The sequence below is a fragment of the Methanofollis aquaemaris genome (assembly GCF_017357525.1).
Taxonomy (GTDB): domain Archaea; phylum Halobacteriota; class Methanomicrobia; order Methanomicrobiales; family Methanofollaceae; genus Methanofollis; species Methanofollis aquaemaris.
This window is the reverse complement of the sequence record NZ_CP036172.1, coordinates 2,655,518-2,668,490: the sequence shown is the minus strand read 5'-3', so window position 1 is coordinate 2,668,490 and position 12,973 is coordinate 2,655,518. Positions and strand designations below refer to the sequence as shown.

Annotated in this window: 14 protein-coding genes; 8 read left to right on the top strand and 6 right to left on the bottom strand. The window is 60.0% G+C overall.

Annotation, left to right across the window (positions count from 1 at the left end; genetic code table 11):
- Window positions 1-80: 80 nt before the first annotated feature.
- Window positions 81-737: a hypothetical protein gene (locus tag RJ40_RS12660; RefSeq protein ID WP_265581223.1), complete on the top strand. Its 657-nt coding sequence runs from the start codon at window positions 81-83 to the stop codon at window positions 735-737.
- 530 nt (window positions 738-1,267) lie between these two features.
- Entirely contained in the window at window positions 1,268-1,822 is a 555-nt protein-coding gene (locus RJ40_RS12655; protein ID WP_265582581.1) for a CBS domain-containing protein, read from the top strand.
- Here RJ40_RS12655 and tpiA read toward each other — a convergent pair.
- Complete coding sequence (gene tpiA / locus RJ40_RS12650; RefSeq protein ID WP_265581221.1) at window positions 1,819-2,487, bottom strand: triose-phosphate isomerase; 669 nt, start codon at window positions 2,485-2,487, stop codon at window positions 1,819-1,821. The two genes, RJ40_RS12655 and tpiA, sit on opposite strands and share 4 nt — an antisense overlap.
- A 1-nt stretch (window position 2,488) precedes the next feature.
- Window positions 2,489-2,983 (bottom strand): multiprotein bridging factor aMBF1, encoded by a 495-nt coding sequence (locus RJ40_RS12645; RefSeq protein ID WP_265581220.1) that lies wholly within the window; start codon window positions 2,981-2,983, stop codon window positions 2,489-2,491.
- A 57-nt stretch (window positions 2,984-3,040) separates the two neighbouring features.
- Between RJ40_RS12645 and RJ40_RS12640 the strand changes: the two genes are divergently transcribed.
- Window positions 3,041-4,279 (top strand): proteasome-activating nucleotidase, encoded by a 1,239-nt coding sequence (locus tag RJ40_RS12640; protein WP_265581219.1) that lies wholly within the window; start codon window positions 3,041-3,043, stop codon window positions 4,277-4,279.
- A gap of 661 nt (window positions 4,280-4,940) precedes the next feature.
- Here RJ40_RS12640 and RJ40_RS12635 read toward each other — a convergent pair.
- Window positions 4,941-5,339 carry a DUF5804 family protein gene (locus RJ40_RS12635; RefSeq protein ID WP_265581218.1) on the bottom strand — a complete coding sequence of 133 codons (399 nt, stop codon included), beginning with the start codon at window positions 5,337-5,339 and terminating at the stop codon, window positions 4,941-4,943.
- Between the two features lie 4 nt (window positions 5,340-5,343).
- On the bottom strand, window positions 5,344-6,504 hold the full coding sequence (locus RJ40_RS12630) for a proteasome-activating nucleotidase (protein WP_265581217.1): 1,161 nt from the start codon (window positions 6,502-6,504) through the stop codon (window positions 5,344-5,346).
- Between the two features lie 45 nt (window positions 6,505-6,549).
- Here RJ40_RS12630 and RJ40_RS12625 point away from each other — a divergent pair, with 45 nt between their 5' ends.
- Genes RJ40_RS12625 through RJ40_RS12615 form a run of 3 tightly spaced genes read left to right on the top strand, consistent with a single transcriptional unit; the run spans window position 6,550 to window position 8,721 of the window.
- Window positions 6,550-6,948 carry a DUF126 domain-containing protein gene (locus RJ40_RS12625; protein ID WP_265581216.1) on the top strand — a complete coding sequence of 133 codons (399 nt, stop codon included), beginning with the start codon at window positions 6,550-6,552 and terminating at the stop codon, window positions 6,946-6,948.
- A 10-nt stretch (window positions 6,949-6,958) separates the two neighbouring features.
- Window positions 6,959-8,083, top strand: a complete 1,125-nt coding sequence (locus tag RJ40_RS12620) for a TIGR04013 family B12-binding domain/radical SAM domain-containing protein (RefSeq protein ID WP_265581215.1) — start codon at window positions 6,959-6,961, stop codon at window positions 8,081-8,083.
- The gene (locus tag RJ40_RS12615) at window positions 8,080-8,721 is read left to right on the top strand and encodes a metallophosphoesterase family protein (protein WP_265581214.1); all 642 of its coding nucleotides are present in this window, start codon (window positions 8,080-8,082) and stop codon (window positions 8,719-8,721) included. Before RJ40_RS12620 ends, RJ40_RS12615 begins: the two co-directional genes overlap by 4 nt.
- On the opposite strand, the gene cyaB is transcribed toward RJ40_RS12615, so the two are convergent.
- Window positions 8,711-9,232, bottom strand: a complete 522-nt coding sequence (gene cyaB, locus RJ40_RS12610; RefSeq protein WP_265581212.1) for a class IV adenylate cyclase — start codon at window positions 9,230-9,232, stop codon at window positions 8,711-8,713. The genes RJ40_RS12615 and cyaB overlap by 11 nt on opposite strands.
- Window positions 9,233-9,289: 57 nt before the next feature.
- On the opposite strand from cyaB, the gene RJ40_RS12605 reads away from it, so the two are divergent.
- Window positions 9,290-10,087, top strand: coding sequence for an FKBP-type peptidyl-prolyl cis-trans isomerase (locus tag RJ40_RS12605; RefSeq protein WP_265581211.1), 798 nt, complete (start codon window positions 9,290-9,292; stop codon window positions 10,085-10,087).
- Window positions 10,088-10,102: 15 nt separating this feature from the next.
- Here RJ40_RS12605 and RJ40_RS12600 read toward each other — a convergent pair whose 3' ends face one another.
- Window positions 10,103-11,380, bottom strand: coding sequence for a winged helix-turn-helix transcriptional regulator (locus RJ40_RS12600; RefSeq protein WP_265581210.1), 1,278 nt, complete (start codon window positions 11,378-11,380; stop codon window positions 10,103-10,105).
- 147 nt (window positions 11,381-11,527) lie between these two features.
- On the opposite strand from RJ40_RS12600, the gene RJ40_RS12595 reads away from it, so the two are divergent.
- Window positions 11,528-12,511, top strand: coding sequence for a hypothetical protein (locus tag RJ40_RS12595; protein WP_265581209.1), 984 nt, complete (start codon window positions 11,528-11,530; stop codon window positions 12,509-12,511).
- The last annotated feature ends 462 nt before the right edge of the window (window positions 12,512-12,973 follow it).

Genomic DNA, 12,973 nt, shown 5'->3' with positions numbered 1-12,973 from the left:
TCACCAAAATGATCCCAATGCCGAATTCAATTTCATAACTATTAAATATTGATCCATTTTTTAAAATATAGAGTAATAATATGGCGTTTGAAAAGAAGAAAACCATTGCTCTCGTCTGTTTATCGCTGCTGGGACTTGTTCTGGTCTCAGGGTGCTTCACGATGAATGTCCATGCCACGGCAAATACTGATGGGACAGTCAGCGACTACCGCGTCGAACTCACCACCTCCTCATTTGTCTATAATCTCCTCAAGGAGAGTGCAAAAGAGAACGGGTACGCAAACGTCAGGGAATATGTCGAGGCCGAATCCGGGCCCGGAAGCATATCCTATGAAGAGGTCTGGGATGATGACTCCGTGACCCTCAAGATCCGGAGCAACGAACCCGTCACCCCGGACGGATCGAACTGGACGATTACAAAAGAGGACGGGTACCTGATCTACAACGACCTGAGATTCCAGGACGGGGAAGAAGAGATGGACACCTCGGACAAACTCACCGGTGCCCTGCTCAGTGATTGTGTCCTCCACTACTACCTGGAGATGCCGGGGAAAATCGTCGATTCCAATGCCAACACGGTCAATGAGAAGAGTGCCGAATGGCACCTGACCGGTTCCGACATCTTCAAGACCACGATCTACGCAAAGAGCGAGGTGCCCGCCACATCGCTGCCCGGTTTCGGGGCACTCCTCGCCATTGTCGCGTGTGCCTTCATCGCACTGAGAAGAACCAGTTGATGACGGTTTCACTCTTTTTTTTGAGTATTCTGTAGAATCAGGTATGAACGTGGGGTTCAAGCATACGTGATGAAAATTTCATAGTGCAGGTCTCCGGGGTGTGAGATGATCCTTGATCCTTCTCCTCGTGACAGGGCAAATGTCAGAGATATCTTGACCTGCCGCCCCTCGGCTATCTTCATCCGTGGGGGATCCGGGGGCACGGCCCCCGGCGCGAGACGGCAGGGAAGTTTCTGCAATTGAGGGCGGCCTGCGAGATCATCTCGCCTTCCCCCATCTTCACGCCGGGGGCTCTGCCCCCGGACCCCCGGGATTGCGATAGGGTCGGGAAGGCGGAGAGATGACCACAGAGAGGGGGGTGCAGTCCACCTCCTTATCATGATGCGGGGGGACCGGGGGCGGCCAGCCCCCCGGCGAAGAGAACCATCAAGATAATTTCTACAAAGCCTTTTTGAGGGAAAAATCACCCGGCCTCCCGTCGGGCAAATTTCTGTATATTTTTATCTCATGAAATCACTATGAGTAATACCATGTATATCCCAACGCCCGCTGAGATCAGGGCAAAACGGATCATGCTCGGCCTCAGGCAGGCCGACGTCGCCAGCAGGGCAGGCGTTTCCCAGTCAATGGTGGCCAGGATCGAGTCAGGGACCGTCGACCCGAGAGTGAGTACGCTCAAAAAGATCATCCAGGTGCTGAAGGTGGCCGAACACCCGGCGATCACCGCCTCGCAGGTGATGCACGCTCCGGTCCACGCCGTCACCCCCGAGGACTCGATCACGACCGCAGTCGAGATCATGGGCCGCGAGGATGTCTCTCAACTCCCGGTGATCCTGGACGGCGTTCCGATCGGCTGCATCTCAGAGTCTGCGATCGTCAACACCGTCGAGCAGGTCGGCCTGACACGAGCACACGCAAGAAAAGTAAAGGACTTTATGGAGTCCAGTTTCCCGACCGTTCCCCCGGATGTCGGGATCGAGACGGTGGTTCATCTCCTCCAGCAGCAGCATGCCGTTCTCGTCCTCGACGGCGGGAAGGTCAGGGGCGTGATCACAAAACACGACCTGATCGCCCTCATCGCCTAGAGGAGGGAGACCAAATCGCGCAGGGCCGCCGCGGGATCTCTGGCCTTCACGACGCCTGAGGCGAGGAGGACACCGTCGGTCCCGAGTTCAAGGGCGATCTTCACACACTCGCCGGTGCTGATCCCGGCGCCGGTGAGCACTTTTACCTCAGGGTTGACTGCACGGACCGCTGCGACCGACCGCTCGATGATCCCGGGGTCGGCCTTCGAGACCGAGACTCCGGTCCCGATCAGTTCGGGCGGTTCGATGGCAACATATTCGGGTGCGAGCGCCGCTGCGGCCGCGGTCGTCGCCACATTGTTGGTGCAGATCACTGCCTGGAGCCCGCACCGCCTCGCGGCGGAGAGGGCGGCATCGATCTCTGCAAGGGTCAGCCGCCGCTCCGAATGGTTGACAAGGGTGCCGAAGGCCCCTGCGGCCCTGACCTGTTCGGCGGTCACGTGCCCGGTGTGAGCACCGGGAACAACGCCGTCGATATGCTGGGCATAGACCGGGACATCATAGTCCCGGGCGATGATGCCCAGGTCCGTATACGCCGGAGCGACGCCGATCACGGCCCCGCTCTCTTCCGCGACCTCCCGGGCCGCGGCGGCTATGCGAGTTGCCTGTTCCCCTGTGCCTTCGGCATATGCCTTGAGATTTACGATGATCAGGGGTCCGGTCATTTCATTCCCTCTTGATCTTGATGATGTCGCCGACGGTCGTGGTGATCTTGCCGGTCCCCCGGCGTTCCATGTCGTCATCGGAGACGTCGAGGAGTTTGATCCCGAGCGCCTTCTCGATCTTGACCCTGACACTGTCCTCAGGGATGAGGTCGCCCTTTTCGATCTTCTTGATGAGGATCTCGCGTTCCTTGATCTCGTTTGCAAGGTCTTTCTGGGTCCAGTTCTTATCGAGACGGGCCTTCTTGATCCTGTCCCCGAAGTCTTCGACGATCTCGCCGACCATCATGTCGAAAACATCGCGACCCCGCTGCGGCGGTCTGGCCGCGGCCCGAGGTTGTGTTCTCGCCTGTGCTCTCCGTCCTGTCGCGACCGGGCGGGGCGGTGCCACTTCCACTCCCAGACGTGCGCATTTCTCGCACACCTGGAGCACTGCACCCTCGATCTGTACTTTTTTCGGGGCGCCGCGAATTGGAGCCCCACACAATTCACACTGCATACTACTCGCAAACACATTTAAGTCATTTTATACTATATACCTATTCGAGGAGGGCTGATGGGGGACAGTGGCTGTGATCCAACCGATCTGCAGAATAACGAAGAACTCTGCAAGTGCCTGCTTGAGCGGATCTCCAATCTCGAGAACCGCAACCTGGAGCTCAGGGAGCGGATGCGCCAGATGGAGTCGGAAAAGCGCTATGTCGAGACGCAGAAGATCCGGTACGAGCGCGAGATGCGGAAACTTCGGAGCGAGATCGAACAGCTCAGGAGCCCACCTCTTGTCGTCGGCGAGATCATCGACATCATCGATAACAACCGGGTCATCGTCAGGAGCAGCGCAGGGCCCCGGTTCCTGGTCAGGGTCTCGCAGTTCATCGAGCCCAAGGACCTCAAGGCCGGAAGCCGGTGCACCCTGAACCAGCAGTCTCTGGCCCTGATCGAGGTGCTGCCGCAGAACTACGACCCGCAGGTCTATGGGATGGAACTGGAGGAGCGGCCCGACGCGGTCTATTCGGATGTCGGCGGGCTTGATCATGAGATCCGAGAGGTGAAGGAGGCGGTCGAACTCCCGCTCACCAGACCCGAACTCTTCGAGAAAGTAGGGATCACCCCGCCGAAGGGGGTGCTCCTGTACGGGCCGCCGGGCACGGGCAAGACCCTGCTGGCGCGGGCGGTGGCGCATGAGACAAACGCCTACTTCCTCAGGGTGGTCGGTTCCGAACTGGTGCAGAAGTACATCGGCGAGGGGGCGCGGCTGGTCCGCGAGCTCTTCGAACTCGCAAAGGACAAGGCGCCGACGATCATCTTCATCGACGAGATCGATGCGGTGGGCGCGCACCGGACCGAGTCGATCACCTCGGGCGACCGCGAGGTCCAGCGGACGCTGATGCAGCTCCTGGCCGGGATGGACGGGTTCGACGCGCGGGGCGACGTGAAGATCATCGGGGCGACGAACCGGATCGATATCCTCGACCCGGCCCTGTTGCGGCCGGGACGGTTCGACCGGATCATCGAGATCCCTCTGCCCGACCCGGAGGGGCGCCTCTCGATCCTGAAGATCCATACGAAAGGCATGAACCTGGGGGCAGACGTCGATCTCCCGGCAGTCGCACGGGAGGCCGAGGGGCGGAACGGCGCCGATCTCCACGCGATCTGCATGGAGGCCGGGATGTTTGCGATCCGGGACGAGCGGACCGAGATCACCCAGGAAGATTTTATCCGCGCGATGCAGAAGGTCTCGAACGGGTTCATGCGTTCGACGCTCAAAAATACGTTCGGCGAGATGTTCGCCTGAATATTCTCTTTTTTTTCCGGCCTATGCCGGGCCTCGATGAATATAGCCGAATATTGGCCCTGTAGAATCGGGCATGAAGCGAAATCACGCCCCAGACATACCGCATGAAAATCTCTCATCGCGGTTCTTCGGGGTGTAGAAGGATCTTTGATCCTTCTTCTTGTGAAAGGGGGAAACGGCCAGAAATCTCTGTGCCTGCCGCCCCTGCCGATCCTCCCCCCGTGGGGGGTTCCGGGGGGCACTCGGCTCATACCCGATTATTATGAAAATGATCCAGAATATCGGCTTTATAGTGTTGAACAAAGATTTGATCGCCCCGAGCCCCCGCATGGACTTGACGCACAGAGAACAGTAAACACCTTCAGGACGATCAGTCCTCTGCCTTCCCGACCCAATCGCAATCCCGGGGGTCCGGGGGCAGCGCCCCCGGCGTGAAGATGGGGGAAGGCGTGATGATCAGGCGTGCCGCCCTCATCGAAGGATTCTCCCCCCTGTCTCGCGCCGGGGGAAAAAAACCCGGACCCCCCACGGCGAAGATAACCGGGGGGCGAAGATTCTGAGGGATCAAAGATCTTTCCACGCCCCGAAGAATTGCGAGAAGAAATTTTCATGCAGTATGCTTGAGGCATCCTCTCGCTTCATGAGCGATTGTACAGATTCCTCATACCGAGATCCTCTCCCCCGGCAGCGCCCAGACCTCGACGGCGTCCTCTCCCCCGGCCCCGACCTCCCTGACCGTGCCGTCCCTGACGACAACGTACCGGCGGTCTTCGGGTGGACGGTCAGGGTCGACGTCCCGGTGGTCGATGGCCCTCGCATACCCGAGGGTGCAGTATCGCCCGACCTCAAACTCAAGGAGAGTGAGGGCGACGTAGCGCCGCAGGTACCAGCGCAGTTCGCTGGCCAGAGAGAGAGCGGCACCGAGGGAGATCACTCCTATCACCACGCCGCACCCGCTCTTCTGGGGACGGTAGAACCTGAGCACCTCTCTGCTGGTCTCAGAAGCAAAAAGAGTATGGAAGAGGTCGGTCCCCTCACGCGGGATGAGGAGGAGATGCATATCCTCAGATGTACATCCTGGCGTCGGGGGCGTTCTTCTCGGCGTGCCCCACCTTCTCGATGGCTTCGAGGAAGTCGGCATGATCCACCTTCCTGACGTTCCGGCGGACGGCACGCATCCCGGCCTCCCGGCAGATCGCCTGGATCTCGGCGCCGGTCATTCCCTCGGTCAGCGAGAGCAGGTTCTCGATGCTGACGCCCGAGAGGTTCATCTTTGCCGTGTGGATCTTGAAGATCTCGCGGCGAGAGTCGGTGTCAGGTACCGGGATCTCGATGATCCGGTCGAAGCGGCCCGGCCGGAGGATGGCGGGGTCGAGCATGTCGACGCGGTTGGTGGCCGCCATGATCCGCACGTTGCCCCGGTTGTCGAAGCCGTCCATCTCGGCCAGGAGCTGCATCAAGGTCCGCTGGACCTCGGCGCTGCCCGATGTCCCGTCGTTGGTCCGCATGCTCGCCACCGCATCGATCTCGTCGATGAAGACGATTGAAGGGGCGTGCTCGCGGGCAAAGGTGAAGAGTTCCCGCACAAGCTGGGCACCCTCGCCGATGAACTTGTGGACCAGTTCCGAGCCCGACATCCTGATGAACTCGGCCTCGGCATTGTGCGCCACGGCCTTTGCGATGAGCGTCTTGCCCGTGCCCGGCGGCCCGTGCAGGAGGATGCCCTTCGGAGGTTCGACACCGACCTCTTCAAATATTTCAGGTCTGGTGAGCGGATATTCGACTGCCTCACGCACCTCCTCGATCTCTTCTTTCAGCCCTCCGATCTGCTCGAAGGTGATGTCCGGAACAGACTCCAGTTCCATCACCCGCACGCGTGCGTCATAGATGGTGCCGACCGTCTTGACGATGGAGAGGGCATTGTTCACTGCCACTTTCATCCCGGTCTTCAACTCGGCATAGAGCTCGGGGTTGACCCTGGTGATATATTCCTGGTTGTTGCCCTGCTGCCTGAGGTAGACCTCGCCGTCGTCGAGTTTGTCGACGACTGCAGCAACAAAAAGAGGCACGCGCTTGAGCTGGTTGTTCTCCCGGCGCAGCTGGTTGACCTCTTTCTGGAGCAACTCGTTTTGCATCTTCAGATCCAGGATCTTTGCCTTCATCTCCTGGAGCTGAAGTTTATACAGGTCATTGTCATTGCTGACGTTAACCACTGAGTCTTCCATGTCTCTAATATAGTGGATTCTTTATACCATTTATTAGGTGTGGAAGTGATAGTCAAAGGAAGAGGTATCGCGAAGGGATCGGCGTCAGGGAAAATGCTGGTCTCAGACGCGCCGCTCTCGTTCTTATCGGGCGTAGACCCGGAGAGCGGTGTAATCATCGAGAAGGGGCACCCCCTGGAGGGGCGGTCGATCGCCGGGACGGTCTTTGCCTTCCCGTACGGCAAAGGTTCGACGGTCGGTTCGTACGTGATGTACGCCCTTAGCAGAAACGAGAAGGCCCCGGCGGCCATCATCAACATCGAGGCCGAACCGATCATCGCCACCGGTGCGATCATCAGCGGGATCCCGATGGTCGACCACCTCGAAGTCGGGCTCTCAGACCTGCCGGAGGGGGCAGAGGTGACGGTCGACGGCGACGAGGGAACGGTCGCCTGGGAAGCCTGAGGGCCGCCTGATGCAGGTGAACTGGCGGGAGATCACCCACGCGAAGAACTCGTTCGCCGCCCTGTACGCCGCCTGCGAAGGCGAAGGCTTCAGGCTCGAACCGGTGAAGGCACCCGAGGGCGATGTCACCTGTTACAGTCTCAACTCGCTCAACGCTCCTCGTCTCAGGGAGGAGATCGCCTCGGCCCCCTGCACCACCGTCGTCGGCGGCCCGCATGCCACGGCCTGCCCGATGGAGACGGCGGCGTACGCCGACTATGTAGTGGTCGGCGAGGGGGAATGGACTCTCCCTCGTCTGCTGCACGCGATCGAGGCCGGGAAGGCAGGCCGGATCCCCGGCGTGGCCACCCGGGAGGGAGGACTCTGCCCACCCGACCATACGGTTTTTCTCCCGGCGTACCCGCCGTTCTCACACTTCAAAGGGTATCTTGAGATCTCGCGGGGGTGCCCATTCGGGTGCGCCTACTGCCAGACCCCCAGGATCTTCGGCCGCCGGATGCGGCACCGGCCCATCGACGAGATCGCGCGCGCCGCCACCGCGTTCAGGGACGCCAGGTTCGTCACCCCCAACGCCCTCGCCTACGGTTCGGACGGTGTTCACCCGCGGCTCGATAAGGTGGAGAAACTCTTCCAGGCCCTTCGCAAGAACAGGATCTACTTCGGAACCTTCCCCTCGGAGGTGCGCCCGGAGTTCGTCTCAGAGGAGGCGCTCGACCTGATCACAGGCTACTGTGCGAACCGGCGCCTCCACTTCGGGGCGCAATCGGGCTCGGACCGGGTGCTCAGGGCGCTCAGGCGCGGCCACACCGTCGCCGACGTCGAGCAGGCCCTCGATCTCTGCCGGGACCACGGCCTCCTCCCGGTGGTGGACTTCATCGTCGGCCTCCCCTGCGACGAGGACGAAGACGAAGCGGCGACGCTCTCGCTGGTCCGTGAGGTCGTGAGGAACGGCAAAGCTCATGTCCACCGGTTCATCCCGCTTCCAGGGACGCCGATGGCCGGGATGGAACCTCGACCCCTCCTCCCCGAGACGCAGCGAGCCCTCGGACAACTCGCCCTTGCAGGCAGGATCACGGGATCCTGGGACGATCCTGAGAGAAGGTTTTTTAGGAACCATTCAGATGTTCTATCATGATGAATGTGTTATTGCTGGCTGATCTCCATGGCCAGTTGGGCAAAATGGATGCGTTCCTTGACTTGAAGCCCGACTTTGTCATCATTGCCGGTGATCTCACGCAGTTTGGGCCGTGCGATCTGGTCGGGAAGATCGGTTCGTTCATCGACGTCCCATGCTTTGTGGTCCCCGGAAACTGCGACCCTCGCGAGATCTGCGATGCAATCGAGCGCTCGGAGTGCGTCAACCTCCATGGGGCGGCTTTCACGATAGGGAATGTCTCGATGGCCGGGATCGGCGGGTCCAACCCAACGCCGTTCGAGACGCCCTTCGAACTTCAGGAAGAAGAGATCGAACAGTTGATCACACGGGCCACCGCTCTGATGGACCGGAATGTCTACAATGTGCTCATTTCCCATGCCCCGCCGCACGGCGTCCTCGACCTGGCGGGCGAGAACCATGTCGGGAGCACGAGCGTCAGAAACCACCTCAAGGAGTTCGACCTTGTCTGCTGCGCTCACATGCACGAGCACAAGGGCGTCGTCGAGGTGGACGGGGTCAAGATCGTCAACCCGGGCCCGGCCTCAGAAGGCAACTGCGCCATGCTCACCTTCGGCGACGAACCCGGCGAGATCACGATCGAACTGCTCACCGTGTGAGGAGTTCGAGATAGGACTGCGGGATGTGGTCGCCTTCGATCCCCAGTTCACCTTTTATGCGGGCGATCTCTTCTTCGGCCCCGGCGTCCAGGTCGCGGACCATCACTTCGATCTCCACAAAACTGCCAAGCCCCTCGACCTCGTCGAGGGCGACGGATGCAATGCCGAGGGCGAACTCTTCCCGGTGTTTCCTGACTTCGGCGCTCTTTCTGAAGCCCAGGCGGACGAAGACCTCTTCCATGACCGCACCCGACTCGACGGTGACATTGAACTCTTCTCGCGCCTTGGCACTCTCTGAGATGCACTTCGGTCCTTTGTAGGTGACCGTACACCGCTCGCCCTCGTACCTGAGACGGAGTGCCTCGTCGGTCTCTCTGAAGTCCCGGTCAGGGTGATTATAGTATACGTCACGCTGTTCGCTGGAGATCGGCGTTGCGGCGCCGACCCTGACAAGCCGCGCCCGAATTTCTTCGATATCAAGAACCCGTATCTTTGCTTCGACTTCAAACATCCGATGGCACCAATTTAAGTATCTTCGTCATGAGTTAATATAGACAAGGTGTATCCCATGGCAATCCAGGAAGGAGACGTCATCAGACTCAATTATATCGGCCGTATCGAAGGTGAGATCTTTGACACCACCATCGAGGCCGAGGCTGAAGAAGCAGGCATCAAGAACCCGAAGAAGGAATATGCCCCGATCGTTGTGCGTGTCGGGAGCAACCACGTGATCCCCGGCCTCGACGAGGCGCTCGTCGGCAAGGAGATCGGTGAGGACTATGAGGCTGAGGTGTCGGCTGAGAAGGGTTTCGGGCCACATGACCCGAAGCTCGTCGAGTCGGTGAGCACCAACAACTTCAGAGAGAAGCCCAAGCCGGGCATGCGTGTCCAGACCGGCGAGCGCGAGGGCGTCGTTGTCAATGTCGTCGGCAAGCGTGCCGTCATCGACTTCAACCACCCGCTCGCGGGCCAGACTCTCACGTACACCTTCAACATCGAGGGGATCGTCGAGGACGTCGAAGAGAAGGCACAGGGCTTCATCAAACTCTTCTCCGGCCGCGACATGGACCTCGTCTTCGCCGACGGCGTCCTGACCGTGACCCTGCCGGCAGGCATCAACTATGACAAGCGCTGGACCATGTCCCGCGGCGTTGTCGTCTACCAGATCTTCGAGTACCTCGAAGAGGTCAAGGAAGTCGTCTTTGTCGAGTCCTTCAAGCGCCCCGAGCTCCCGAAGGAGGAGCCCGTCGAGGTCGCAGCAGAAGAGCCCGCAGAGGCCGCTGCCGAGGAACCGGCTAAGGAACCGGCTAAGGAACCTGCCAAGAAGCCCGCGAAAAAGACTGCAAAAAAGCAGGCTGAGGAATAATCCTCAATACTTTTTTCACTTTCCTCTCAGGACATCGTCGAGAAATGTCCTGGCCCGTGCATCAAGGCGGTACCTGACCGTGCGTCCGTCCTCTCCGGCCTCCATCGTCCCGTCGTCGCAGAGTTGTGCCAGGTGTCTGGAGACCGCCGGGCCTGAGATCCCGAGACGTGTCGCGATCTCTTTTCGAGTGAGTTCTGGTTCTTCGAGGAGGATGGAAATGATCCTGCTCTTCGCCTCGTTCCTGAGAGCACCGAGGACCTTCATCTCGTTTTCGCGGTACCTGCCGCTGTTCTCATAGTAGCGTACATACCCGCCAGTGCGTGCGGCGACGATCTTGCCGGCGTCTTCGAGGAGTGCAAGGTGATAGCGGAGCGTGCCGATGTTTGTGCCGGTGAACCTGGAGAGCAGGTGCATATGGGCGCCCGGCATCGAGCGGACCGCCTCGTAGATCCGCCGTCTGGTGCTGTTCTCGAGGATATTCTCTCTGGATATTTGTCGGTACCCGAGATAGGACCAGGCATGGAAGACGACGGCGAGATCAGAAGCAAAGAAGAGGAGGTGAGAGAGGAAAAAAGCGAGGTCCAGAAACGGAGTGCCGGTCACCTGGGGAACCCTCTGCCAGATGCTCTTCGGAGGGGTGAAGGCGAAGGTGTCCTCAGGGAGGGGGACGCCGGTCTTCATATCCCTGAACTCCGCGATCTGGACCACCGCCCCGTCCCGGTCGATCCCCTCGACCTGCAGGACCTCCATACTCCTGGCGTCGACCATGGCCCTGAGGGCTTCGGTCTCTGAAGGAAACGGCCGGGGGTCTGCCGGTGCTGCGGTCCGGAGCAGATAGACGGGACGGCCGTCATGCTCTGCCGTCCATGCCGCTCCGACCGTCATACTCCTGAGCGCGCTGACGGCGGTCTCAAGATATGTGCCCGGAACGTTCGAGAGGTTGTCTGTTGTGGCGCCTCTCGTCGCCGGGAAATCTGCGGTCGGCGGCCAGTACTTCCACAGGAGTCCGTCACGTACGACGACGACCCCGACGCCGTCATGATATTCAGGGTGCAGGAGATCGGCCCTGAAACAGTCGGGCGGTTCTGCCCTGATCAGGATCTCTTCCTCTCGATCTCCCGGTCCGTGCACCGCCACTGTCGCCGAGATCGAGCCCGCCTGCTCGTAGGCCGCCACCGTCCGGAGGGCGACCTCATCGGCGTCGGCGACCGGGCCTGCCGCACCGGCCGCCACAGGGCCGGCCGCAAGAACCAGCACAGCAAGCGTAAAAAGTATTTTTTCTCTCAGTAGCACGGATCCGCATCCTCTGGTCAAAACAGAGGATGGGAGTCTGCATAGAAAGATGTTCTCTCACAGAATGTTTCAGGTCGGTCTTCTGGATCGCAGTGAAGCTGATCATGAGAGTAAAAATATATTCTGGGTTTGCATAAGGATCAATCAATGCACAATCCCTCCCATGCCGACAGCACCGTTGAGATCACGTCGGTCAGGTTCCGGCCGACGATGAAGGCCCTGACACCGATCTTCCTCTATCTCGGAGTGTTCATCCTGGTCTTCGCCGCGATTGCCCTCCTCACCTATGAGCCGTATTCCGAGATGATCTCAAAAACTCCTTCGGGAACGTTCACCGTGGCGAAGATGAACCCGCCTCCTGACCCCGCCATCCTCCTCAACTCCCTCCTGTTTGTAGTGGTCGGGCTGGTATTCGCGGCGGTCGCCATCGCGATGTACAACCTGGTCGCCGGCCGTTTCGGTGGAGTCACGGTCAGGACCGGGTTTTCTCCGGCGGAGGAAAGAGAGATCGTCATCAGGGACGTGGGAGTATGTGCTGCAGGCGGGATCGGGGGCGTGATCTTCTTCGGACTGGGTGCCTGCACGTGCCTCCTCTATATGGGTCTGGGGTGGCTGAGTTCCATCTGGTGGCCGCACTCCGGGGCGATCTACGGATCGAACACGACAGAGATGATCATCACCGTCCTCTGGATTATCTCCCAGGTCGCGGTCGGCTTCGTCATCTTCGGGGGTGCCGCACTCCTGTACAACCTCTTTCTGCCGTGGACTCGCGGTGCGGTGGTGACCGTCAGGGGGACGGCCGGGGGTGACGGGGAAGAGTTTACGGACAGGATGTACGCAATCAGAGCCTTCGCCACACCGACGGTCGCCAGGGCCGCGGCGGCGATCGGGTTCGGATTTGGGTGCCTCCTTGTTGCAACCATGCTCCTCGGCGCGATCACCGGCTTTCCGTTCCTGCCCGGCCTCCCGGAGACCGAGACCTTCGCCTTCGACCTCCTCGTCTGCCCCTTCATCTACGCGGGAGGGGCCTTCCTCATCGGTGCGATCGCCTCCATCATCTACAACGCGGCCGCCCGCGTCCTGCGGGGGTTTGTATTTCGTGCCGAAAGAGAGGAGAATACAACTTCGTAGAATTGCTTATGAAGCGAACGCACGCCTCAGGCATACCGCATGAAAAGTTATTCATGGTATTGGTCATGATCCCTGGGCTCAAGCATACAGGATGAAAATTGTTCGGAGGCGATCTTCCTGAGTGTGAAAGGGTTCTTGATTACGCCCATGCTAAAGTGCGGCGGGCGAGGACACCGTTCTATCGCCGCCCCCTGGCTATCTTCGTTCGTGAGGGGTTCCGGGGGGCAAAGCCCTCCGGCGAGGATAGGCGGGGGCGGCAATTCAAGGGTGATCCTGCGTGGTGTCTTGCTCCGAAGAACGCCGGGAACCGCTTCGTAGAATTGCTCTGGATAACTCTCTCTGCGGAGGGCTGGCCGGCCCCCTCTTCATAATCATTGATTGTGCCTTCCCAGCCCTATCTTCGTCCCTGGGGTCTCGGGGGCGGAGCCCCCGGGCGTGAGCATGAGTGAAGGCGACGGATTC